The sequence below is a fragment of the Microcoleus sp. B5-D4 genome (assembly GCF_036705145.1).
Lineage (GTDB): Bacteria > Cyanobacteriota > Cyanobacteriia > Cyanobacteriales > Microcoleaceae > Microcoleus.
Genome location: NZ_JAUBTV010000003.1, coordinates 76,175 through 100,644, shown reverse-complemented (window position 1 = coordinate 100,644; position 24,470 = coordinate 76,175). Strand labels below are relative to the sequence as shown.

The window sequence follows — 24,470 nt, the reverse complement described above, 5'->3', positions numbered from 1 at the left end:
CTACATTACAGCGATTTTGACTTGCTGTATATACTGGTAATATCCACAAAATATTTTTATGACTGCATCCATTGACACCACTTTACTAGCGTTGTTGATAGCTCTGAGCAACTTAGATGAACCCCTGAGTCCGACTGAACAAGCGGCCCTAAATAAGGTAGGTAAACAGTTAGATGCTAATCCTAAAGCTTGGGATACCATCGAAAAAGGATTGAGGAAGGTGGTTGAGGCGAATGATTCTTTAAATCAGCAATATCAAGTGGCAATAGCTTTAGTAGAAGCCGTAGATGGTAAAATACCCTCTGGACTACTACCCACTGAAGCTGAACTAGAACAGATATTAACAGTTGGGAATAAACTGGAAAAACGTGCTGGTAAACCCAAGCCAGTTCAAGACTCTCAAAGTAACGAAATTCTCAACATGAGTACCGAAGTTCTGAAAACTTTGAACCCAGTAGAAGCCAGCAAAAAATTGCCTTTGGAAAAACTCAAAGATTTCGTTAAAACAACTTTCAATAAATGATAAACCTCGTCTACCCTAACTTATTTATGTTTCTTTATGACCTGCGGGAAGGATTGGGTGAAGATGCCCAATCCTTAACAGCAAATCAGAAAAGTTTTGCGGCTAAACTACCGACAAATATTCGCTCGTCCCTATTTGGCAACGATTCTGTTTTTGAATCCGAATACCTGGAACTGCTGACAAATAGGTTTGAGGGTTTTACTGACGGCGACAAACCATTTGAAGGCTATTATTTACCCGTCCGCTTGAACGATACCTATGGATTACTTTTGGGTTGTTCTTTTAAGGAAGATAGGACTCCTCACCCAGTCAGTTGTCTTGCCCAATTTCAAGCTAAAATCAAGGAAAAGCTAAATAATCAGGACCCAAATATCGGGCAAACCTGGCTGATTGTAACTGAGATGGACAACCAAAACATTAGTCCAGAAGAAGTTGCTAAAAAATGCTGTGAATCCTTAAATATCGGCTTGCAATGGGAACGAGATTTCCCAGGTAAAGGGTCTTTTCTGGGAGGGAGTATATTTGAGCTTTCACGGTACCAACTGCTGATGCAGGAGTCAACACAGGATTCTACACCACGCACTATTCAACAACTACAAGAGAATATCCATCTCATCATTGCCGTAATGCCGAGCAGTGATGCTGCCAAAACAGTTTGGGAAGATTTTAACACTAAACTGCTGCCCTTATTTTGCTATCGCCATAAAGTTTTCTGGGCTTATGCTCAAAGTCGCTATCTGAAACAACAACTAAAAAAAGATTTCAGAGATATTAACCAACTCGTAGGAAACATCTACAGTCAAAATCTCAAAAAACTCCGCAAAACCGTTGTTGATGCCCAAAATCTATTACCTAAGTATACCACAAAATTACATTATCTAGATGCTCAAATTCGCACTATTGAAATTAACGCCATCAACTATAGTAGACGGATCGGTACTATTGGCGATCGCCTAAATCAAATCCCAACCCCAAACTTACAAAACACGATCGCTCAAATCCTCCCCTGCGATCTAAAATTCCTGGAAAAATTCAGCGAAGATGTAGAGAAAAAATACCAGTTACAAGTGCAAAAAGACTATGCTTCTTTCAGTCTAGGCTCACAATTACTGCAAGACTTAATCAACTCAAGTCGGGCAATTACAGAGATAGAACAAGCTGAGCGCGATCGCACTTTCCAAAACACTGTTGGGATTATTGGTGCTGGACTAGCAGTGGGCTCCATCGTCGCCTCAATCGAAATACCGACTGAGCCAAATGACAACTTCTTAAATCCCCCGCTCGATTTGGCGCTTTCTACTCTACATATTCCATGCGCTTGGTTGCCTTTTGCCATTAAGATTACCTTTAGCTTGAGTGCCGCACTCGCCGCTGGGTTATTTACTGCTATACTAATTTGGTTAGGACAGCTTTGGCGGAAAAAGTAACAACAAATCAAACAGCTACCAATTGATTTAGCTGCGATTCACACTGTTGAAAGATGTAATTAACAGCACCAAAAAGTTGATCTAGTTCCTGAATGCTGTAAAAATTGATATTTCTGGTAAAAACATTTCCTTCTAGCTTGCCAAATTGCCAGGTTTTGCCATTAGACACAATACCCAAAATAATAACTTGAAGTTCATCGTTAAGTCGCTGGGCTGCAATCATTTCTGCTATACACTGCGCCCAGCCTTCTTCAAATTTATCTTGCTTAGCTTCAACTAAAAGCAAATACGGTTTGTCAAACACAACTTTGCCGAGAGGAGAACGTTTTGCCAAAATATACTCAGGAAAACCTGACAACTTAGTGTCATAGTTGAGAGCTTCATGGCTCCACAAAACAAATTTACTGCGATAGCACTTCCAAACTTCTTTTAGCACGGGATAAATCAAATTTTCGCAAACTGCAAATTCTGAGTTATCGACTACTCCTTCCATCATCATGATTTGCAAGTCTTCGCGAAAGTAGTCAGGGACACTGAAAGCAATTTCAATCACAAAATTAGCTTCAGTATAAATTGTCTGAAATTCTTTGATAACTGCCCCGATCGTTTTATAATTGCTAAAAGCCATATTTACCTCACTGTGTTTGAGTTAAGTAAGTGGGTACTAACAAATATAACATGGGGAGAGCGCTGGTTTTGCAGCAGTAACTGGCTATTTGGGTAAATTTTGCAACATTTATCCTTTACGTAGCTCTACACCTACCCAAAATGACAGCAAATAAGGTAAAGTAAACGGCACAAGAGTCTAGAACTCTCCAACGACCGCAACTCGGCAAACCCGCCCCTGACCAGCAAAACTGGTCGGTACAGGCGGCATTAACCGCTAATCGTCAACCCCTAACAACCGAGAAAAATGCAAACCTACTACTACGTTTTAGCCAGCCAACGCTTTTTGTTAGAAGAAGAAGCCCTAGATGAAGTGTTTAAAGAAAGAACTCGCAACTACAACGAACAAGAAAAACAAATAGACTTCTGGTTGGTCAAACAGCCCGCTTTCCTAGAAGCACCGACAATGGCAGAAGTTAAAGCAAAATGCCCTCAGCCATCAGCCGCTATTATTTCTACCGATCCAGTCTTCATCACCTGGTTGAAACTGCGATTAGAATATGTACTGACAGGTGAATTTCAAGCACCATCACCAACTATTCCAGATGCCCTTGCATCCCTACAGACAGCATGAATAAAATAGCCAAATATCAGACCCAACAACTAACAACAATTAGGGGTAAACTGTACAAAATAATTTTGTCTCTACCCCTATTTTCTGCTACTTCGGTCGCCCTTTTGGTCTTGACAGTTTTATCGAGTTCTGTTAAAGCTCAGTCGAGCTGTCAACCGCCCCAGTCCGATGAATATCTACTGTTAATTGTCACCCCAACACCCGAACAGCAAGAAAGAGCAAAACGCTCATTCCCTGGAAATACTAACAACACAGTTTGTCAGTACATCAATGACACGGTGACGCGAGTGGGTGGCTTTCGCGACTCGCAAATCGCCAGCGATTGGGTTAAATACATCGAAGATGTTGTCGGATTGCAAGCTTACGTAGTACGATCGCCCGCAGCGGCACTACCCCAAAATTTGCCAGTCTACAACCCTCAGCCAGCGCCGGATTCTGAACCAATCACCAATTCTCCCAGTGGCAATCTTGCCTTCAATCCCCAACCCCTGGGCCCTGGTTATGCAGTGTTAGTCGATTACTTCAACCAACCCGAATTAGCTGGCCAAGTCAGGCAAGCATTAGGCACGCAAGTAGGCTTAGCTTCCTACGGCCAGCGTCCCTTTTTATTCGTTGCTTATACAACGGATCAAAACGCCGCTACTGCTGCGGTAAAAACATTGAGCGATCGAGGTTTTTGGCCGATGTTAGTAGACAGCCGCCGAGTTACCGTAATTGCTCCCGCTGTTCGCTAAAAGATAAAACTTGGCAATTCAAATTGCTTCTTTTCAAACAAAGTCCGCTTAAGGGAACTAATAACAATTATTGTTGTTGTTCGGATTCTAGCGGGCTGCTTCCTAGCTGACTTTCTGCCCGCTTTTTTGCTTCCATTGCCGCTCCGTAATCGGGTTTGTAGCGAATTGCTTTGTCATAGGAGGCGATCGCATCTTCGTATCTTTTTACTGCCACCAGTGCATTGCCTCGGCTGTACCAGGCTTCCGAGTAGTCAGGCTTGACATAGACGGCTTCATTGTAAGAGACTAGCGCATCTTCGTACCGCTTTAAATTGGACTGAGCATTGCCTCTATTGTACCACGCTTGATATTCTTTCGGGTTTAAATCTAAGGCTCTGCTGTAACACTCAATTGCTTGTTCGTACCTGCGTAATTCGTGATATGACCAACCTAAATTGTACCATGCTTGATAATAATCAGGTTTTAATTTGACAGCTTTTTCATAAGCTTCTACTGCTTCTTCATGCCTCCGCATTTTCAGCAAAGCGATGCCTTTACTGTACCAGCCTTGATAAAACTTGGGCTGAAACCGCACGGCTTTTTCGTAGGCTTCAAAAGCTTCTTGGTTTTTGTTAACTTCTAGGAAGACATTGCCTAAATTGTACCAAGCTTCATAATTATCGAATTTGATTTCAACTGCTTTTTGATATGATTCAACGGCTCGATCGTACTGTTTTAATTTTTGGTGAGCTTGTCCCCGATTGTACCAAGCACCGTACAAATTGGGCTGAAATTTTACAGCTTTTTCATAGGAGACGATCGCTTCTTCGTACCGCTGCGAATCTAAGAGAACATCGCCTCTGCCTTCCCACGCTGCGGCATAGTCGGGCTGGATTTTCAAAGCGTTATCAAAAGATGCGATCGCCTCTTGAGACTGTTGCAACTTCTCCAAAGCATAACCGCGTCCCGTCCAAGCTTCCAAGTATTCCGGCTTTAATTCTATGGCTTTATCATAAGCTGACTGCGATTCTCGATATTTTTTCAATTCATATAAAGTTTTGGCTTTTTCCTGCCAAACTTCCGCGTAGTCCGGCCTGAGATTTATAGCTCGCTCGTAAGCTGCCAGAGCTTCTTCAAATCGGCTTAAATTGTAAAGAGTATTACCTCGGTTGTACAGGTCAGTTGCATTGGCCGCATTAAAAGTATTTACACCATAAATAGATGCTATAATACTGATGCCAATTAAACTGGCGATCGACAATATTTTTAAATACAGTTTTTTTCGGGATTTGAGCGGCCCCTTCGCAGCAGCAACCGGAGGCAATACAGGAACTGTACCGCTGAAAGAATTTTTCAATTCTTTAATAGCTTGCAGCGTTTCGCCGGCACTAGAATAACGTTGGCGAAAATCGTACTTTACCATCTTATCTAAAATCTTCGCAAATTCAGGACTGACTGATGTTTTGTCCTGCCAAATAATTTCCTCTGTATCGGGGTTTTTTGGCATTTGGTGAGGATTTATGCCAGTGAGGAACTGAATTGCGATCGCACCGACGGCATAGATATCGCTGCTGAGTTTCGGGTTGCCGTGAGCTTGTTCGCTGGGCATATAACCGGGCGTACCGATGCTCACACTCAAGCTATTCTTGGGCTGAGGATTGGTGATTTGAGTAGTAATTTCTTTGACTGCGCCGAAGTCAATTAAAACTAATTTTCCGTCTCTATCTCTGCGGAGGATATTGCGGGGATTGACATCGCGGTGAATCACATTTTGCTGGTGTACAAAGTCTAAAATTTCTAGAAGTTCTTGCAATATACAAATGACTGCATCTTCCTGCATGACTCCCGCAGTTCCTCCTTGGTAAGGGGAACCTCCCGCAGGCCCTCCTTGGTAAGAGGAACCCCCCCCAGCCCCCCCTTGGTAAGGGGGGGAGCCAAGTCCAGCCCCCCCTTGGTAAGGGGGGGAGCCAAGTCCAGCCCCCCCTTGGTAAGGGGGGGTTTGGGGGGGTATAATTTCTTGACTTAAATCGTGGCCTTCTATAAATTCTTGAACTAGATAAAATTCTTGATTTTCTTCAAAGTAAGCAAAAAGTCGGGGAATGCGATCGTGATTTCCCAACTTGTACAAAACTTGTGCTTCAGTATCAAATAAACGTCTTGCTACCTGTAGAGTTTCCGGATCAGTTGCGTGAGGTTTAAGCTGCTTGACGACGCAGAGGTGATTGCCAGGTAGCTGCTTATCTTCAGCTAAATAAGTTTGAGCAAATCCGCCGCCTCCCAAGTGACGGATAATACTGTAGCGATTGCCGAGTGTTATTCCAAGCATGAGATTTACCTAATATTCCTAGTCTTTTGGAGAATTAGCTTCCAACCAAGCTGTTAAATCTTCGGCATTAGAAAAATCTAACATGGCTTCTGCAAGATTCTCTAATTTGTCGATCGGCAATTTGCTAACTTTGGTTTGACTGTCGGGGTCTAGTTGACCTAAACAGCGACTCAGCAAACGCATAATTAACCCTACTTGTCCTTCTTGTCTGCCTTCTTGTCTGCCTTCTTGTCTGCCTTCTTCCCGACCTAAAGCCACTGAACCCTCTTGATCTTGAGCAAAAAACTCTTGCTGTTGTAATATGTTAAATTCCTCCTGTGTCAAACTAACTTGATTGGCAATTTCAAAAGCTTTCTGAATTTCCGGGACTGTGACCATTGTTTGAGGTACTTCATCCAAAGTGCCAGTAGTTTTGATAAAGTAAATCCACTTGTCCGTAAGAGTTTCCAGTCGATCCAATTCTTTCTTAAATTTTGGCAACTCTACAAATACTAACTCAATGTCATTTTGTAGATAATCAGACAGGCGAGTTCTTTCTTTGAAGACAAAATGCGAAATCACATCTTGCTCGCCACGAAACATTTCAAAATCAGTGATAGTCAAAGCAATCACAGGTCGCAGTTGCTTGTATAGTTCTCCCCTTGTTAATTGGAGTGCATAGGTTTTTGCTGCATTGTACAAAACTCGCTTGCCAAAAGCCTGTACCTTCAAAACTTGCATTTCGATAATCACATATGTGCCGTCATTAAGTAGCGCTTTGACATCTAAGTAGCTGTTTTTTACTCCCGCTATTTGAGGGCCAAGATAAGGGTCAAGGATTTCTAAACTTTCAATTATCGATCGCCCTTCATAGAGTAGGGCATTCAAAAAACTAATCAGAATGTCGGTACTCTGGGCGGAGCCAAATATTTTTTTGAAGGCAAAATCAATTTTGGGATTGATAAATCTCATGTTATTTTTCTCCTTCGACATTTGTACTTAACACGGCTGCCAACCTTACTGTGACAGTCTGTTTGCTTTCTTTCTTGTTCCCTCCCCTTACTAAGGGGAGGGTTAGGGTGGGGTTCTAGATTTTTTCGGACATTAAGATGCTCCCACTATAACTTAACTTTAAACGGCTTTCAAAATCTCGTCATCGACTGAAAAATCTATCTCAGCTTTGTCCCGCCCCGAAACTACATAATCATTCTGAAAAGAATCTTTTAATCCCGAAACTAAGTCAAATTCCGGCTGCCAGTTAAGATCGGTGACAGCTTTATTAACTGAAGCGAAAAAGTGCTGCAATCTCATTGGAAAAGCTTTCTTTTTGCCGAAGTCAAATTGTTTCGGATCGTAGTGTACAATCTTAATAGCATCAGGGGATTTGCCGGCCGCTTGAATGCAGGCGCGGGCTAAACCGTCAAAGGTGACAAATCGATCGCCCGAAACGTTGTAAATTTGCCCGATCGCCCTAGAGTTGCCCAAAACCGCCGCCATTGCTTTAGCCAAATCCTGACAGTGCCCCAACTGCGTGAAGTGCATTCCGTTACCGGGAATCGGAATCGGTCGATCGCGCACAATGCGATCGAAAAACCAAGCCTCTAAATCGTTATAATTTTGAGGGCCGTAAATGTAAGTCGGGCGAATCGAAGTCCAAGGCAAACCGGACTCTGCCAAGTAAGTTTCGGTTTCGCATTTACCCAAATGTCGGCTTTTAGGATCGGTAGCGTCCCCTTCAATATGAGGCATTTGATCCGATTTCAAATAAACCCCCGCAGAGCTCATGTAAACAAAGTGCTGCACCCGCCCTTTAAATATTTCAGCTAAAGGCTTTGTATCGCTGAGTTCACGGCCGTTGTTGTCAAAAACCGCGTCAAACTCGACCGTCGATAACTTGTCGTGCAATTGTTCAACATTTGTGCGATCGCCCTGAATCTGTTTCACGCCCGAAACCGGTACAGGCTTGTTGCCCCGGTTAAACAACACCACTTCATGTCCTTGTGCTGCTAAAATCTTAGTAAGATAAACCCCGATAAACCGAGTACCGCCCATCATTAAAATTCGCATTATTTTCGATGCTCCTTACAGTTAGTGTAAATATCTTACAATAAAGTTATGCCCTAGGGCGTGTTTTCTATCCCCGGAGATCCCCCTAAATCCCCCTTAAAAAGGGTGACTTTGACAATGATTATTTCACCTTTTTAAGGGGGCTGGGATTTTGAATCTCATGAGAAATCACTCAGACTAGATAATTCATCCGTGTATCCGTGTCCTCATCCGTGTAGTGCTTTCCTTCTCCAATAATTTCAATTTGCCTAAAATAGCCCTATGCAAGTTCCCCGGCTGCATCCAGAAACAATCGAAGAAGTAAAACAAAGAGCCGACATAGTAGACGTTATTTCCGGTCGCGTCGTCTTGCGGAAACGCGGGAAAGAATTCGTAGGTTTGTGTCCCTTTCACGACGAAAAATCTCCCAGCTTTACTGTCAGTCCCGGCAAACAAATGTATTATTGTTTCGGCTGCGGTGCAGGCGGCAATGCTTTTAAGTTCCTCATGGAATTGGAGAAACGCCCTTTCAGCGAAGTAGTATTAGAATTAGCTAAAAATTATCAAGTCCCGGTCAAAACAGTCGAACCAGAACACCGACAAGAATTGCAGCGGCAAATTTCTCTGCGGGAACAACTCTATGAAATCTCAGCACTAACAGCCAACTTTTACGAACACGCTTTGCGACAAACCCAAGGAGAAGAACCCTTAGCATATCTCAAATCAGAGCGCCAGCTAAGCGAAGAAACTATCCAACAATTTCAATTAGGTTATGCACCCCAAGGTTGGGAAGCACTTTACAGTTATTTAGTAGAACAGAAAAACTATCCGGCGCAATTAGTAGAACAAGCTGGATTAATTGTACCCCGAAAAAATGGCGGCAGCGGTTATTACGATCGCTTCCGCAATCGCATTATGATTCCCATTCGCGATACCCAAGGCAGAGTCATCGGTTTCGGCGGCAGAGCTCTCGGCGACGAACAGCCGAAATACCTCAATTCTCCCGAAACAGAACTCTTCGATAAAGGCAAAACTTTATTCGCCTTAGATACGGCGAAAACAGCCATTAGCAAAGCCGATCGCGCAGTGGTTGTAGAGGGGTACTTTGATGCGATCGCACTTCAGGCCGCCGGCATCTCCAACGCCGTCGCTTCCCTCGGCACAGCCTTAAGTTTAAACCAAGTGCGGCAGTTATTGCGGTACACGGACTCCAAACAAATTATCCTCAACTTCGACGCCGACAAAGCAGGAACTCAAGCAGCAGAACGCGCGATTGGAGAAATAGAAAAACTCGCTTATCAAGGAGAAGTCCAACTGCGGGTGCTCAATATTCCCGACGGCAAAGATGCCGACGAATATCTCAAAACCTACTCCCCAGAACAATATCGAGAATTGCTGGAAAATGCTCCGTTGTGGCTCGACTGGCAACTGCAACAAATGCTCGTAAATCAAGATTTGAAGCAAGCCGATACTTCCCAGCAAGTCACCAAAAAAATTATTAATTTATTAACCAATATCACTGACGACAATCAGCTAGCACATTACCTGCAAAAGTGCGCCGAAATTCTCAGTAAAGGAGATTTTAGACTCACAAAGATGATTGCTGAAAACTTGCTCAATCAAGTAGTCAGCGATTGGGCAAAGCGGCAGAGTCAAGACGAATCTTTAACAATGCCCCTGTTAATTAGAAACAAGCTGAAGCCGAACAAACAATATAAAAAGCAGCGTGCAAGCGGCGAAAACAAAAGCTCAAAATCAAGCTTATCTGCCGTAGCCCGCAGTCTTTTAGAAGAAGCAGAAGCGCAATTATTGCAGATTTATTTGCACTGTCCCGAATATCGCCAAGATGTCAGAGAGGCAATAGAAGCTAGAGACGTGCAGTTTAGCCTTTCTCACCACAGATTTTTGTGGCACCAGATTGTGAATGCTGAAATATTGCACAAAATGTCTTTACAAGTAGCGCCTTCAGAGTTAATATTGAAATTGCAAGATAGCTTCATTGAATATCCCAATCAACTAAATCAAATATCGCATTTATTTCACTTAAATGAGTTCTCAGAAAGAAACGTTTATCGTGCACCTCTAGTAATTAGATCGGCCCTCGCCTGTATCGAGCAAATTATCAGCATGAAGCGCCGCCGAATTGCACTCAATATGTGGGAAAAAGCCAAGGCAGCTAGCAGTGGCGAAGAGGCTATAGAATATCACCAACTATTCTGTGCCGAACAAGAATGGCTCAAGGAATTAGAGCGGCTGCGTCAAGTTAATTTTTACGATTTAACCTCCGTACCTTGGGGGGGAAATTTCTAGAATTTCAGGACTTTAGTCCCTACTACGAACCAAAATCAGCTACCAACGAAACAGCCAGAAGATGGAAATGGAAGCAAACTTAGATGGGATATGCGATCGCCATTAGCACCGTTGTTGTTCGAGGATGACGAGTGGTTAGATCCTTGGGAGTCTGGTTTGGTGGTTGTCCAGGTTTTGTCTGCCACTCCGGCGAAACGGAAAGCTTCAACAAAGCGTACTTTGGAGAAGTTTCCCATTCAAAGTTTTGGGACGTTAGTGACTAATTTATCGGCGATCGCTAAAAATCGAGTGCAGCCTAAACTAGCGCGTGTTTCAGTTAGTTTCGACCTGACGACGGCAACTCCTTTACAGCAGAAAGCCTTCGATTTGCTGGCGGTTTCGCTGACATTCTAGTCATGTATCCGGCGGGGGCTAAAGCCCGATCGCCCTACTGATGGGGGGAATACTAGGAACTTTAAGAGGACGCGGGAGAAGTTCCGTTTCAGGTGGCGTTACTCTGAGGTAATCGGCGATAAACTCACCATACGTTTTCCTGATTTCGTCAGGGAGAAATTTATATCCAAGGAGCTTCGATCGACATTCGGTGGAGCCACAACAACATTTGGGAATGTCAATGAAACTGTACTCTGTTGTAGAGTAATCCCATGTAATCTCGCTTCCCGAAGGAATATCAACCAATGCCACGAAATCGTATGCTCCGAATTGATTATTCCGAACCCCTGTGTTTGGGCTACAAGAATGATTAATCAATACTCCCGGTTCATCTATTTCTATATGCAGGTCCAAGTCCATCTGAATCGAGTGAGTAGTTCTTTCGGGCAAGATATCGACTCGCCGTCCAACCACCACGGTCTCACCTTTACGGAAGCCTCGGCTGGCAAAAACGCCTCTACCTTTCTCTGTTTGCTGGATGAAATTATCGAAACCCATTTTCCTCACTCTTAATACAAATTACAAATCTAATTCTAATTCCACGAGGTTAGGGCTCGGAAGCGACACGGGAGCGTTAATGGGCTCAGTATCCGAATCTGACAGCGCTGCGACAATCGACTCGTTAACCTGGATTTCGCCATTGTGATCAGTGTCCTGAGATTTGCTTTGACCAAAAACCATTGCCACCACTACAAGAGCTGCGCCAATCACACCGCGTATTCCAAGTTTCTCTCCTAGTAGTAGAAACGAGAAAATCGCTGCGAAAATCGGATCTAGCGTATAAATTAGCGCCGTCTGGTAAGCGTTAACCCATCGTTGGGCCAATACTTGAAGCACAATCGTAGCAGCAGTATCAAATAAGCCAATATATAAAAGAATACCAAGATTCGCGCCAATTGCTTCCTGTTGTGTAAGCAGATCGGGAGCGGCCCAGATTACAGAAAATATTGTTATCACCCAAAGCTGGATCGCAGCGAGTGGCAAAATGGGGTGCCGCAACGTGGTGGACTCAAGCTTAAGAGTGTAGATCGAGTAGAGGAAGGCGTTGCCCAAGATCAACAGATCGCCGAGCACTAGCTGTTCACTCTCCCAACACATCACTCCAATGCCAAAGATGGCAATTCCTGCGGCGAGGAAAGTTTTTGGGAACACCTGCCTACCTAGCAGTTGCCCTAGCAGAGGAACTAGGATGACGTTGAAACTGGCAATGAATGCAGCACGATCGGCAGAAGTCGTCTCAAGGGCAAGGGTTTGGAGGACTGATGCAGGAAACAGTATGAGTGATAAGAAGACTCCATCCCGTAGCAGGGAAAAATTCAGGAAGCGCAAATAGGGGGTAAACGGCAACGCTGCTATTACGTAGCGGGTTGCAAATATTGCAGAAGGAGAAAGACTGCTGAGAGCTCCCTTGATAACCGGATAGCTTGTACCCCAGATTAGGGTGACAAGGATCAACACTGCTATACCCCAAGCATGGAGAGTGTTTGGCGATCTTTGAGAACCAATATTTAATTCTGTAGTCATTGAGTAGCCTAATCGATTAGCAATGTAACTAAATTCAGTTAGTTAACCGTAAAGAGGTTGACTAGAGTAAGAAATATCAATATTTTAAAGTCGAATTCAGCCTAAACTAGCGGGTGTTGCAGTTAGTTTCGACCTGACGACGCCGACTCGTTTACAGCATAAAATCTTCGATTTCCTGGGGGTTCCGCTGATATTGCAGTCATGTACCGGGCAGTGGCTCAAGCCCGATCGCCCTACTGCCACAGAGTTTACATGAAACTTACCCCGCCCGCGGGGTAAGTTTTGTTTAATTAGCCTTTTAATAATCGCAAAAAAGAGTTTCGCGAGTATCTCTACCCGTCACCGGATTAGTACCTTTTGCCACTTTACAAAGTTTTTCTATCATATCGTCTCGCAGCAGTGTCTCTGTAAAATCAGCACCGTCAATGACCGCTCCTTCGAGTCTGGTATTATAAGCGAAAGCACCCTCAAGGATAGCATTAGTTAAATTTGCTTTCATCATGCGAGCTAAATCTAAAGTAGCACCCGTGAAATTAGCGCCTTCAAAATTTGCCTCTTCCATATTGGCAGCAAAAAAGCTGACACCCCGCAAATCTGCATTAGTAAAATTGCTGTTGCGAAGATTAGCTTTATTAAAACTGTCGTCAGTCAGAACTTGTCCACTAAAATCAGCGCCGACTAGGATTTCTTTGTCGTGATCCAAAGCGAAAGCAGGTGCGGGATTAATGCCGATCGCCCCAGCGGCAATTACTGCTAAAATAACAAAACTCAGCAAGAAAGTATAAATATGTTGGCGAATTCGAGAAATCATCATACAAGTTCAAGCTAATGGGCAGTCGTGACAGTTCAGAATTGAATTCTACCAGAAAGCGCGTCAAGCGTAGCTATCCCGTAGGGAATCGCCCGCTCGCCACCGCTGACTCCAATTCCCCCCAATCCCCAAACTCTAGGGATATCGGCACATTGGGAGAAAACTTAGTCGCCGAGTGGTTGCAGCAGCAAGGCTGGGAAATTTTGCACCGCCAGTGGCACTGTCGCTGGGGAGAGATTGACATCATCGCACTCGGAAGAGATGAAGAAAGCGAAATCAACAGAGGTAACGAAAATTCCCCATTCCCCATTCCCCATTCCCCATTCCCCATTCCCCATTCCCAAACATTAGCATTTGTAGAGGTGAAAACTCGCCGCCGGGGAAATTGGGATGCGGGTGGAATGTTGGCTATTAATACCACAAAACAAGCCAAACTTTGGCAAACAGCCGAAATATTTTTAAGCACTCATGCAGATTTAGCCAATAATTATTGTCGCTTTGATGTCGCTTTAGTCAGGTGCGAACCTTTACAACAAAACACTAAGCAAATATTACCACCATTAACTGCAGCGCATTCTCAATCCGCCGTTGCAGGTAACTACCGACTCACCCTGCAAGAATACATTCGCTCGGCTTTTAGCATTTAAAAATATATAATTAAAATTTAGAGGGTAAAATCTCAAACCAATGCCCCTAGGTCATTTTTAATTGTTAACTTGCCTAGGCTGTGGCGCATTTCTGTCTTGAGCTTTAACGGAGCTGAAAAAAGCGTTAAATCTTCTCCCGCTTTCCCCTTCTCTCCCTCTCCTGTTCTGTCATCACAGTTAATGTATATGCGTAGCAATCTAGGCCAGAGTTTCCGGGCAATATCCCAGACCCTTGACAAACTGCTGGCGAAACGCTTCAATTTCTTTGCGGTCAGGGCAGCCGTGACAAACCACTGCCACCTGGTAGCGGCGCATCACGCTCAGTGGCGATTGTCCGGTTTCCAAACTCCAAAGCGCCATTTGCAAGCGAATTTCAGGATCGTAAGGAATCCCGAGTTCGTTCATAAAAGCCCGAAAATCCCCGTGCATTTCGGGAGTTAAGTATTGGCTCATTTTCACCTTTACCACCCAGCCGTCAATTTGGTGAATAACAGTGATAAATTGCAAGGGAAGATGATGAGCCGTGCGTAGGTAATCCACGACTCTCAGAGTAAGGCTAGTATTGGCGATGTAGTAGAGGTATTCCATAACGATCCTTATGAGCCTTATGAGCAAAGCTGATGCTATACCTCTATCGTCGCGGACTCTACCCGCCACCACAAGGGGAAAAGCACCCGACTTTGAATGGGGGTTTTTACCCAATTTGTTACCCAGTTGACAGATCGATCGCACAGGAATTCACTCGATGACAGAGATGGACTGGTCTTTGGACGGCTATGACTACGAACTTCCGCCCTCGCGCATTGCCCAAAATCCCGTAGTGCCGAGGGACAGTTCTCGCTTGCTGGCTGTAGATTCTCCCAGCACCCAGCAACACCGGATTTTCCGGGATTTGCCAGATTTGCTGGAACCAGGCGACTTGCTGGTACTCAACAACACCCGCGTGCTACCCGCGAGGCTCTACGGGCACAAACCCAACGGCCCGGCTGTGGAGATATTGTTGATGGAAGAACGGCAGCACAACTGTTGGCTGGCTTTGGTTAAACCGGGGAAACGCTTAAAGTTGGGATCGCAAATTGAGTTTGATCCCATCGCCCCTGCCGATGAGAACTCTACCACAGCTCCTTGCTGTTGCCGAACCGATGCCACGATCCCCGATCGTCGTCGATTGACTGCAACAGTTATAGAGAGGGACGACGCAACAGGAGGACGGCTGTTGGAGTTTGACATCCCCACAGATGAGAATCTGGTGAAGTTTTTGGACGAATACGGCCACGTACCCTTGCCGCCCTACATCGACCATTCCCAAGCTTCAGCGGAACAGTACCAGACTGTTTATGCCGATCGGCTTGGGGCGGTGGCTGCCCCCACAGCAGGCCTGCACTTCACCGAAGAATTGTTCAGCCGCTTGGAACAGCGGGGAATCGAAAAAACTTTTGTCACCTTACACGTCGGAGTAGGGACGTTTCGCCCGGTGGAGGTGGCAGACGTGACGGCTCACAAAATGCACGGCGAATGGGTGGAAGTACCCGCCGCCACCGTTGAGAAAATCCGGGAAACTAAAGCCAGAGGCGGGCGGATCATTGCCGTGGGTACCACAGCAGTCCGAGCTTTAGAGGGAGCCGCCGCCGCGAGTGGCGATTTTTCCTTGCAACCTTTTTGTGGCCCGACCGATTTGTTTATCTACCCTGGTTACAAGTGGCGGGTTGTAGAGGGGATGATTACCAATTTTCACTTGCCCCGCTCTACTTTGATGATGATGGTGAGTGCGATGATTGGAAGGCCTCGGCTGTTGGATTTGTACCGAGAAGCGATCGAGCATCAGTACCGCTTTTATTCCTTTGGCGATGCCATGCTGATTTTACCCACAGCAAAAAAGGATTGATCGATCGGGCATCGGGTTCGCCCCATGCCCGGTATTCCGTTTCTATTCTTCCTCCTCTTCTTCATTGCCAGGATACACGAAGCTGTTGGAACGTCCAGTCAGAACAGATTTGCCCAGAGACAGAGCTTTCTGAGCTGCCACTACAGCTTTGCGCTTCCATGTGGCCTTACGCATATTCTTCTTGGATTTGGAGGTTTTCTTCTTAGGGACTGCCATGACGCTAAATACTTTCTGCTTATATAGACAAACAAACATTCTAGCCGATTTTGTCGGCAATGCTTACTCAAAAAACGGCAATAACTGCTCACCAACCAATATCAAGTAGTAGGGTGCGTCAGCGATTAGCTTCTGGAAAAATAGACAAAATCCCCTAGATCACGCACCCGCAGCAGCTAAAGTTCGTGAAAGTGGTAGATCACGACGCCAGTTACCGCATCGTTCTCGATACTCACATAATCCGTTTTGAGCAGTGCCGTGAAAGCCTCTTCCACTTCGGCAAAAGTAGCGCCGGTTGCCATCACCCCTTGGGTGACAGATAATCTTCCGTTCTTGGTATAAGCTGCCTTCAGGAGTTTAACCCCTAACTGGTCTGGAGTTTGCTTGGGATATGTCGCGGCGATCGCCCCGTTGCTGGGATATAGCGGTATACCTTCGCGAGATACGCCGAGTTTGCCCCTGAGACTGGCGTTGTGTTCATCCACCATGTTCGGCAGCAGCAGCAAGTCAAACAATTGCCCAAACCCAAACAAACCAAAGGTAAACAGCCACAGCAAACCACTACCAATCTTGCCGTTGTAGAGGCGGTGGAGTCCGAAGGGGCCGAAAAAACAAGCTGCCCATAAAAGGTAACTAACACCTAAATTGCTCATTTTCTGACCGTCCTGCCTGATTATTCTAAGAATTGGAGTCCCTGTATACATTTTGTACTTTCTATCTGGTCTTTGAACAGTTTGACACCAGCAGATATTTGTGCATAGTCCGAAGTTATTGTTTATTTACTACCAATTCCCCATGCCCCATGCCCCATGCCCCATGCCCCATGCCCAGTGAGTAATTTTGCGTAGCAATTCTTAACGCCAGCAACATATTTGCGCGGGCGAGAGCTTGGTAAACTGGAGGGCGTGGAAATTACAGCAGCTTAGACTTAGATTCCACACGGAGCGCCAAACCAAGCGCGCCGCCAGCGCTGGCCGGACATACACGATCGCGATCGTCCGCAGTACCCGACAATGGAAACAAGCGAGTAGTTATAAGCAGAAATCCAATAAAAATATGGTAGATTCCCTCAAAAAACCCACTTTTGAAGAACTGCGGCCGGGAGTGAAAGCCCCAGCCAAAGAAACTATTCTCACGCCGAGATTTTACACAACCGACTTTGACGAGATGGCCAAAATGGACATCTCGGTAAATGAAGCCGAACTAGAAGCAATTATCCAAGAGTTCCGCGTTGACTACAACCGCAACCACTTCGTGCGTGATGCCGAGTTCGATCAATCTTGGGAACACATCGACGGCGAAAAGCGCCAGTTGTTCATTGAATTCCTGGAACGCTCTTGCACCGCTGAGTTTTCTGGCTTCTTGCTCTACAAAGAATTGGCACGCAAGCTCAAGGACAAAAATCCAGTGCTGGCCGAAGGTTTCTTGCTGATGTCGCGGGACGAAGCGCGGCACGCCGGATTCCTCAACAAAGCTCTCTCGGACTTTAATTTGTCCCTGGATTTGGGTTTCTTGACAAAGAGCCGCAGTTACACATTCTTTAAGCCGAAGTTTATTTTCTACGCGACTTACTTGTCGGAAAAGATCGGTTATTGGCGCTATATCACGATTTATCAGCACTTAAAAGCCCATCCTGAAGACCAGATTTATCCGATTTTCCGATTCTTTGAAAATTGGTGCCAGGATGAAAACCGCCACGGAGATTTCTTTGATGCGGTGATGAGAGCTCAGCCTCAGATGTTGAATGATTGGCGCGCTAAGCTTTGGTGCCGTTTCTTCTTGCTGTCAGTGTTCGCGACAATGTATCTCAATGATATCCAGCGCGCCGGTTTTTATCGATCGCTCGGACTTGATGCTCGCGAATACGACATTGAAGTGATTAAAAAGACCAACGAAACAGCAGGCCGCGTATTCCCCGTGATGCTGGACGTGAACAATCCAGAATTTTATGAACGGCTGGATATTTGCCTCAAGAACAATCAGCAGTTGACAGCAATTGTTGCTTCTAATACTCCGAAATTCTTGCAGTTCTTCCAAAAATTGCCTTTGTATCTGTCGAACGGCTGGCAATTAGTGAAGCTGTACTTCATGAAAACAATTGAATCACCTTCAGTACAGGGCGTTGTGCGTTAAGTTTTGATTTTTCATCCTCTGTGACGGCGGTTCTGCGACAAGCAGAACCGCTTTTTTTTGGTATGATGTTAGATTAGTTTTCATTGGCGGCGTGCGATCGGGTTTCAAATTCAATTAAGGAACTTTATGAAGGAGTTAATTGTGAGATGAGGAATGAGTGATATGAGTTCGGGAAGACGCAACTCTTTTGCAGACTACAAAGCAGATGGACACAACTGGATCACCTTGACTGCCGGAGAATACTATCCCGATATATTGCAGGAGGCTTGCCAACTTTACGAACCAGTTTTAGTAATGTTTGGGCAATTACTCAGGACTTCTGAATCATCAGTGCGTCTATTTATACAGATTTCAGAGGTTCCCAGCACATGGATGCGAGTTCAACTTTTTAGCGTGTTTCGCAAGTATGTCAGCCCTGAGCTTCCCGTGGAAATGCTCAGAAGGAAAAAAAAGGCAACGGAAATTTGCAATCAGTTCGGAGCACGTTTTAGGTCTGTTCAAGAAGTTCAAGCTGCTTATATGACTCGTCCAATTCCCGATGAGGCAATGTCGGCTCTATTGTGGGAATACAAAAGTCGCGGAAAAAAAGGATACGACCTAACTGAAAGATTTTTCTCCTTATTCCGCTTACACTTTCCCTACTTGGCAATCAGAGGGCCAGAGCGAGCTGGAAAAGATATCCTGATGGGAAATGTCTTCGTCAACTATCCCAACCCGAAACGTCCTGTTGATTTTGTGATTTACGATATTAATGAAAATGACTTGCTCGCAATAGGATTGGCAAGATATGATTCTGATAGAGGCGGTGCACAAGAAGACGATCGAACAGGTGGTTATCGTAGTTGCGCTGATGAAATCCTCAGTTATACACAAAATCATAACTTAAGAACTAAAGTAATTTTTCTGAATGATGGGCCCGGTCTCTTACTCGGCTCGATGTGGGACGACTACGCCAATATTGAAAATAGCTGGCCAGATAAGATTATAGTATTGACACTGCGTATGGTTCCCCATCGGATTACAGTGGAATGGCTGCGTTCTTGAAAATAGGAGTGACAATGGCTACTGGTATTTCAAAAAAACAATCGCAGGGTCAAGCTGCATCTAATTTTAGTGAAAGCCAATTAAACAATACCTTGGATGCGTGCTTTTCATATCCAGGAAAAGTGCCGGCAAGTGAAGTTTTAGACACTCATCAAGCTGAATGTGTAAAACTGTGGTCTAGCAATGACCAGCTAAGTCTGGCAAATGAAAACCGTCTTTACTATGGTGATAATTTACCAATCTTAGCATCTTTACTTAAAGATAGTTCCGTAAAAGGTAAAGTAAGATTAATTTATATAGATCCGCCTTTTGCAACTAAAAGTGTGTTTCAATCGCGTTCTCAGACTGAGGCTTATTCTGACTTATTAGGAGGGAACAGCTATATTGAATTTATTCGTCAGAGGTTGATACTATTGAGAGACTTATTAGCTGATGACGGCTCAATCTATGTCCATCTTGATGATAAAATGGCATTTTATATCAAGGTGATTATGGATGAAATTTTTGGTCAACGCAATTTTAGAAATTGGATTACTCGCAAAAAATGTAATCCAAAGAACTACACAAAAAAGACTTACGGCAATGTTTCAGATTTTATCCTGTTTTATAGTAAATCAGATACTTATGTCTGGAATCGTCCTGTTGAAGAATGGACAGATAAGCGCGCCAACAAAGAATATGAATACATTGAAAAGGAAACTGGACGGCGATATAAAAAGGTTCCGATTCATGCGCCTGGAGTGCGAAATGGCGAAACTGGAAAGTCTTGGCGAGGGATGAATCCGCCACCAGGAAAGCATTGGCAATTTCCACCTCAAACACTAGATGAAATGGATGCTAGAGGGGAAATATATTGGTCTGCAACAGGAAATCCCCGTCGCAAGATATATTTGGATAGCAGTAGCGGGATTCCCGTACAAGATATTTGGCTAGAGTTTCGCGATGCTCACAATCAGAATATTAAAATTACAGGTTATCCAACTGAGAAAAACCGTGATCTAGTTAGTAGAATTATTCGAGCTTCATCAAATCCTGATGATTTAGTGTTCGATTGCTTTGCCGGTTCGGGTACGACTTTGAGTGTTGCTTCGGAGTTTGGGAGGAGATGGATAGGAATTGATAATAGTTCTGAGGCGATCGCAACTACTTTGCGCCGTTTTGCTAAGGGTTGCGAACGGATGGGCGATTTTGTCAGCCAGCAAACATCCCTACACCAGAATCCATCGGATGACGAGTCTCGCCAATTATCGCTTTTTAACTTAGATGAATCTATATTTCAAGCTGAGTCTCCCTTAGAAAAAAGCGAGATGATTAATAACTTTGATCTTTATGCAACTGATTCGTTTGCTGGGGAACTAAAAAATATTGTGAGGCAATGGATAGAATGGCAGTAGCAGCGTACAAAAAAAATCACAAAAAGCATTCTGCCACATCGCAAAAATTTGCTAGACAATTACCATATAAGATTTATCAGCAATTAATTAAACTTGATATCATAACTGTTTTCCCTAAAATTTATCGCCATTCCCCCTGAAGAGTAAAAGCCGCCCAATAATAAGGAGAACGCCACTCTTCCTGCTTCAACATTTCCAGTTGTGCCGCCCTTAAAGCCGCCGCTGGCGTTAACCCTTTTTGCAGCATTCCCTGATAGAAACTCGACATTAACGTAGCCGTTCCTTCATCATCCACATTCCACAAACTCACCACAACTCGCTGAGCCCCTGCATACATAAATCCCCGCGTTAATCCTACCATCCCCTCGCCTTGAACGATCTGCCCCATTCCGGTTTGACAGGCACTTAACACTACTAAATCGGCTGCTAATTTGAGATTGAAAATATCAGTAAGTCTCAGGAATCCGTTTAAGGGATTGCCCTTTTCATCTACCAGTGACAAGATGATTCCCGATAGTTCCGGGTTAGTGCTATTCGCTAAACCATGAGTTGCAAAATGAATGATTTTATATTGGCTTAAGTTCTGACTGGTTGCTGCGGCGCGGCTGGCTGCAAAATCCAAAGATGCGGTGCGAGAATTGGCTGGTACTAATGCTTGAATGATTTGAGCTTCTTGGCGTGTAAATTTTAAACGGCTCAACTGTATGTTATTGGCGCGGCTAGAGCGGCTTAAACCGAGATTTACTGATTCTATTGCTTGGGGATTGCCGCTATTAGACTGGGTTCTGACTCGTTCATCGTCACCGCTAAAAACTGGATCGGCGAGCATTGCTAAAGTCCGAGTTGGGGGTTGTCTGTCATTGTAGTTTTGTCTTAAGATTCCCAAGGTGGAAGCGGAAGGCAGCAGCACAATTTCATGGTCTACAATTAAAGGCGAATTCCGATTTTTACCGGGTGTTTCGGGGAGCGAGAGGGCGGCAAAGGGGAGGTAATTGAGAATGCCATCGCCAACTATCAGGAGGCGTTTTTGACCGAGTTGTGCTGCTACAGGTTGTAAAATAATTTGACTAAGCGTGTTGTTAGCTTCAGCAACTCGATCGGGAATGTTTCGGTAGCGCGGGTTAGTCACAGCATTGCGGAAATTGCGGGCGACTTTTTCGATGTCAACCTGTTTGGGCAATTCATAACTGGTGATACTGGTTTTAGTCACAGCCCAGAGATAGCTACGATGTTTCCCTAAAGAATACTGGAGTAAAATGGTATTGTCATCGAGGATTTGTTGTTGAATCTGTGCCAGCGTTAAAGGTTGCGGTTGGGTGAGAGTGGCGTACCGGGGACTGGTGGAGCGGATTTGGGCTTGAATGTCCTGATATTGTCCTAGTAAAGTTTGCCGTTTTTGGTCTAATTCTACTTTCTCTGCGGGGGTATGATTGGGGCGGCTTAGAGTTTCGATTCGGCGTGTTTCTAAGGCATCGAGTTGCTGTTGTAAATTGCGTTCTTGCTGCAATAATTCCGGGGCTACACCTTGGCGAATATCGGCGTTTGCTTCTTGAAGAAGTTCTAGGAGGCTGCGGGCACGGGAACTTTCGCTGGCTTCTAAGGCTTTGCGATCGTAACCAGAGTTGGGATTGGTTTTGTGCAGTTCCATTAACAGATCAATGTATAACTGGTAATAGTGTTGTACCGTGGCAAAGTATGAGATACGGAGTTCGTGGTTGGTAATTTTGGTGCGGAGGTTTTCGATGATTTTGATGGAGCTTTCAATGTCAGTGAGGGCTGCGATTAAATTGCCTCGATCGCCTTTGAGAATAGCCCTATTGTAGAGGGTGAGGGCTTCCCCAGGACGATCGCCCACAGTGCGAAACAGCGGCAGGGCTTGGTTGAAATATTCTTCTGCTTTCTCCAGTTTTCCCAATTCTGAGTAAGTATTACCTACATTGTTGAGGCTGTTGGCTTCTCCACGCCTATCGCCCGCTTTTTGTCTCAAATCGAGGGCTTGTTTGTAGTAGTCGAGGGCTGTTTGTTTTTCTCCCAAATCATAGTAGACTATGCCAATATTGTTGAGGATAGTGGCTTCCTTAGTCCGATCGCCCATAGCCCGGAATAAGGGAAGGGCTTGGTTAAGATACTCTTTTGCTTTCTGTTTTTCTCCCAAATCGTTGTAGGCTAAGCCGATGTTGTTGAGTGTGGTGGCTTCCGCAGTGCGATTGACCAAAGATTTGTCGCTGTTTGCGGGTAGGTTCGAGATGTTGCTGAGGTTGATACTTGCTTCAGGGCGATCGCCCATTTCCCGAATTAAGGAAAGGACTTGGTTATAGTAGTCGATGGCTTGCTGTTTCTCTCCCAAAGCATAGTAGAAGGCGCCGATATTGTTGAGGATGAGGGCTTGCATCTGGCGATCGCCTACAGTCTGAGACCCAGAAAGGGCTTGCTTGTAGTAGTTCAGGGCTTGCTGTCTTTCTCCTAATCTATTACTAATCAAGCCCATTATATTCAGCGTCTCAGCTTCCTTGCCCCGATTTCTAAGCATTTGATAAAGCGAACGCGCTGCATCAAACTTTTGCAATGCCTCCTGGTAAGATGCTGCTGTTTCCTGAGCCAATAGTCGCTTAGCTTCCTGAAGCAATCGCTCGGCTTCATCTGTTTTTTGATTTAATCGTTGTTTGTTTTTCTCAATTAATCGATCGGCTTCTCCATCCGGGATTTGATTCCTACTGACATCGAGGGTGGTCAGATATACCAATCCCGCTAAAGGTTTGATATCTGCGATTTGATTTCTACTGAGGTGTAGGGCGGTCAGATTTGTCAATCCCGCTAAAGGTTTGATATCTGCGATTTGATTGGATTCGAGGAAAAGCAGTATCAGATTGGCAAATCCCGATAATGGTTTCACATCTGCAATTTTATTGCCACTCAAATAAAGAAAATTCAACTCCGTCATTGTCGATAAAGGTGTCACATCTACAATTTGATTAGATGCGAGGGACAGCCCTGTTAGATTAGTCAATCCCGCTAAAGGTTTTACATCTACGATTTGATTAGCTTCGAGGAAAAGCTCTGTCAGATTAGTCAGTCCCGATAATGGTTTCACGTCTGAGATTTGATTGAATTTGAGGACGAGGGATCTCAGATTAGTCAGTCCCGATAAGGGTTGCACATCTGTTATTTGATTTACACTGAGGTTGAGCATTCTCAGATTGGTGAATTTTGATAATGGTTTGATATCGACTATTTGATTGTCAGCTAGGTAAAGTAGTGTGAGATTAGTCAGTCCCGATAATGGTTTCACGTCTGAGATTTGATTTGAAGTGAGGACGAGAGATCTCAGATTAGTCAGTCCCGATAAGGGTTGCACATCTGTTATTTGATTTGTACTGAGGTTGAGCTCTCTCAGATTGGTGAATTTTGATAATGGTTTGATATCGACTATTTGATTGCGAATCAGGGAAAGTTCTGTGAGATTAGTCAGTGCTGTTTGAGCGCGATCGCACTCTTGTGTTTTTGCTTTTGATAGCAACACCTCCACCGTATGTCTGGTTTCAGGGGTCAAATTCTCTTTGTTGGTACAGAAATCAGCAAAACTTTCAAATGTCTGGGGATTTGGCGCGGCGGCAGATCCCATCAGGATAGTCGCACCTACAGCTAACCCCCAACGCCCCCAAATCGAAAGTATGGGATTCATAAGCACTCGCTCAAAAAAGACCTAATTAGCTGCTATCATAATCTATCGCACCTTGTGATGCACCCTTTTCCTTCCTGCTTGCCAATTAGATCGGGAGCATTTGGTGAAACAATAGTCCCTCCTGGTTCTCGCTGCACT

The 24,470-nt window shown here is 44.7% G+C and carries 23 protein-coding genes; 12 read left to right on the top strand and 11 right to left on the bottom strand.

The features are described from left to right. The first annotated feature begins 58 nt into the window (after positions 1-58). A complete protein-coding gene (locus tag QUB10_RS02430; RefSeq protein WP_333199197.1) occupies positions 59-523 on the top strand; it encodes a hypothetical protein in 465 nt (154 codons plus the stop codon). Then, positions 520-1,950, top strand: a complete 1,431-nt coding sequence (locus QUB10_RS02425) for a hypothetical protein (protein ID WP_333199193.1) — start codon at positions 520-522, stop codon at positions 1,948-1,950. Before QUB10_RS02430 ends, QUB10_RS02425 begins: the two co-directional genes overlap by 4 nt. A 7-nt stretch (positions 1,951-1,957) precedes the next feature. Here the strand turns inward: QUB10_RS02425 and QUB10_RS02420 are convergent, their stop codons facing one another. Next, positions 1,958-2,578 carry a hypothetical protein gene (locus tag QUB10_RS02420; protein WP_333154641.1) on the bottom strand — a complete coding sequence of 207 codons (621 nt, stop codon included), beginning with the start codon at positions 2,576-2,578 and terminating at the stop codon, positions 1,958-1,960. A 285-nt stretch (positions 2,579-2,863) separates the two neighbouring features. On the opposite strand from QUB10_RS02420, the gene QUB10_RS02415 reads away from it, so the two are divergent. Both QUB10_RS02415 and QUB10_RS02410 read left to right on the top strand, forming a co-directional pair. Further along, a complete protein-coding gene (locus QUB10_RS02415) occupies positions 2,864-3,190 on the top strand; it encodes an MgPME-cyclase complex family protein (protein ID WP_333121453.1) in 327 nt (108 codons plus the stop codon). Continuing rightward, the gene (locus QUB10_RS02410; protein WP_333199190.1) at positions 3,187-3,924 is read left to right on the top strand and encodes a hypothetical protein; all 738 of its coding nucleotides are present in this window, start codon (positions 3,187-3,189) and stop codon (positions 3,922-3,924) included. The genes QUB10_RS02415 and QUB10_RS02410 overlap by 4 nt, the downstream gene beginning before the upstream one ends. Positions 3,925-3,991: 67 nt before the next feature. Here the strand turns inward: QUB10_RS02410 and QUB10_RS02405 are convergent, their stop codons facing one another. The 3 genes from QUB10_RS02405 to QUB10_RS02395 form a co-directional block, all read right to left on the bottom strand. Beyond that, a complete protein-coding gene (locus QUB10_RS02405) occupies positions 3,992-6,229 on the bottom strand; it encodes a tetratricopeptide repeat protein (RefSeq protein WP_333199187.1) in 2,238 nt (745 codons plus the stop codon). 18 nt (positions 6,230-6,247) lie between these two features. Beyond that, on the bottom strand, positions 6,248-7,180 hold the full coding sequence (locus QUB10_RS02400; RefSeq protein ID WP_333199184.1) for an Rpn family recombination-promoting nuclease/putative transposase: 933 nt from the start codon (positions 7,178-7,180) through the stop codon (positions 6,248-6,250). Between the two features lie 159 nt (positions 7,181-7,339). After that, on the bottom strand, positions 7,340-8,275 hold the full coding sequence (locus QUB10_RS02395) for an NAD-dependent epimerase/dehydratase family protein (protein WP_333199182.1): 936 nt from the start codon (positions 8,273-8,275) through the stop codon (positions 7,340-7,342). A 261-nt stretch (positions 8,276-8,536) separates the two neighbouring features. Between QUB10_RS02395 and dnaG the strand changes: the two genes are divergently transcribed. Both dnaG and QUB10_RS02385 read left to right on the top strand, forming a co-directional pair. Continuing rightward, the gene (gene dnaG, locus QUB10_RS02390) at positions 8,537-10,564 is read left to right on the top strand and encodes a DNA primase (RefSeq protein ID WP_333199180.1); all 2,028 of its coding nucleotides are present in this window, start codon (positions 8,537-8,539) and stop codon (positions 10,562-10,564) included. Between the two features lie 90 nt (positions 10,565-10,654). Next, on the top strand, positions 10,655-10,957 hold the full coding sequence (locus QUB10_RS02385; protein ID WP_333199178.1) for a hypothetical protein: 303 nt from the start codon (positions 10,655-10,657) through the stop codon (positions 10,955-10,957). An 18-nt stretch (positions 10,958-10,975) separates the two neighbouring features. Here QUB10_RS02385 and QUB10_RS34180 read toward each other — a convergent pair whose 3' ends face one another. Continuing rightward, positions 10,976-11,410 carry an SET domain-containing protein-lysine N-methyltransferase gene (locus QUB10_RS34180; protein WP_445300821.1) on the bottom strand — a complete coding sequence of 145 codons (435 nt, stop codon included), beginning with the start codon at positions 11,408-11,410 and terminating at the stop codon, positions 10,976-10,978. Between QUB10_RS34180 and QUB10_RS02380 the strand changes: the two genes are divergently transcribed. Beyond that, positions 11,339-11,509 carry a hypothetical protein gene (locus tag QUB10_RS02380; protein WP_333199175.1) on the top strand — a complete coding sequence of 57 codons (171 nt, stop codon included), beginning with the start codon at positions 11,339-11,341 and terminating at the stop codon, positions 11,507-11,509. The two genes, QUB10_RS34180 and QUB10_RS02380, sit on opposite strands and share 72 nt — an antisense overlap. Before the next feature lie 6 nt (positions 11,510-11,515). Here QUB10_RS02380 and QUB10_RS02375 read toward each other — a convergent pair whose 3' ends face one another. Both QUB10_RS02375 and QUB10_RS02370 read right to left on the bottom strand, forming a co-directional pair. Then, positions 11,516-12,520, bottom strand: a complete 1,005-nt coding sequence (locus QUB10_RS02375; RefSeq protein WP_333199172.1) for a DMT family transporter — start codon at positions 12,518-12,520, stop codon at positions 11,516-11,518. Between the two features lie 298 nt (positions 12,521-12,818). Further along, entirely contained in the window at positions 12,819-13,334 is a 516-nt protein-coding gene (locus QUB10_RS02370) for a pentapeptide repeat-containing protein (RefSeq protein WP_333199170.1), read from the bottom strand. A gap of 14 nt (positions 13,335-13,348) precedes the next feature. On the opposite strand from QUB10_RS02370, the gene QUB10_RS02365 reads away from it, so the two are divergent. Continuing rightward, the gene (locus QUB10_RS02365; RefSeq protein WP_333199168.1) at positions 13,349-13,978 is read left to right on the top strand and encodes a YraN family protein; all 630 of its coding nucleotides are present in this window, start codon (positions 13,349-13,351) and stop codon (positions 13,976-13,978) included. 198 nt (positions 13,979-14,176) lie between these two features. On the opposite strand, the gene QUB10_RS02360 is transcribed toward QUB10_RS02365, so the two are convergent. After that, positions 14,177-14,566, bottom strand: a complete 390-nt coding sequence (locus QUB10_RS02360) for a hypothetical protein (RefSeq protein WP_333057186.1) — start codon at positions 14,564-14,566, stop codon at positions 14,177-14,179. A 157-nt stretch (positions 14,567-14,723) separates the two neighbouring features. Here QUB10_RS02360 and queA point away from each other — a divergent pair, with 157 nt between their 5' ends. Beyond that, entirely contained in the window at positions 14,724-15,863 is a 1,140-nt protein-coding gene (gene queA, locus QUB10_RS02355) for a tRNA preQ1(34) S-adenosylmethionine ribosyltransferase-isomerase QueA (protein ID WP_333199165.1), read from the top strand. Between the two features lie 42 nt (positions 15,864-15,905). Here the strand turns inward: queA and rpmF are convergent, their stop codons facing one another. Both rpmF and QUB10_RS02345 read right to left on the bottom strand, forming a co-directional pair. Further along, entirely contained in the window at positions 15,906-16,079 is a 174-nt protein-coding gene (gene rpmF, locus QUB10_RS02350; RefSeq protein ID WP_006632406.1) for a 50S ribosomal protein L32, read from the bottom strand. Positions 16,080-16,255: 176 nt separating this feature from the next. Continuing rightward, positions 16,256-16,732 (bottom strand): TM2 domain-containing protein, encoded by a 477-nt coding sequence (locus QUB10_RS02345; protein ID WP_333199162.1) that lies wholly within the window; start codon positions 16,730-16,732, stop codon positions 16,256-16,258. A gap of 403 nt (positions 16,733-17,135) precedes the next feature. Between QUB10_RS02345 and acsF the strand changes: the two genes are divergently transcribed. The 3 genes from acsF (at position 17,136) to QUB10_RS02330 (ending at position 20,650) form a co-directional block, all read left to right on the top strand. Next, on the top strand, positions 17,136-18,212 hold the full coding sequence (gene acsF / locus QUB10_RS02340; protein ID WP_333199376.1) for a magnesium-protoporphyrin IX monomethyl ester (oxidative) cyclase: 1,077 nt from the start codon (positions 17,136-17,138) through the stop codon (positions 18,210-18,212). 162 nt (positions 18,213-18,374) lie between these two features. Next, positions 18,375-19,256 (top strand): hypothetical protein, encoded by an 882-nt coding sequence (locus QUB10_RS02335; protein WP_333199159.1) that lies wholly within the window; start codon positions 18,375-18,377, stop codon positions 19,254-19,256. Positions 19,257-19,270: 14 nt separating this feature from the next. After that, a complete protein-coding gene (locus tag QUB10_RS02330) occupies positions 19,271-20,650 on the top strand; it encodes a site-specific DNA-methyltransferase (protein WP_333199157.1) in 1,380 nt (459 codons plus the stop codon). A gap of 121 nt (positions 20,651-20,771) precedes the next feature. Here the strand turns inward: QUB10_RS02330 and QUB10_RS02325 are convergent, their stop codons facing one another. Then, the gene (locus QUB10_RS02325) at positions 20,772-24,332 is read right to left on the bottom strand and encodes a CHAT domain-containing protein (RefSeq protein WP_333199154.1); all 3,561 of its coding nucleotides are present in this window, start codon (positions 24,330-24,332) and stop codon (positions 20,772-20,774) included. Positions 24,333-24,470: the final 138 nt, after the last annotated feature.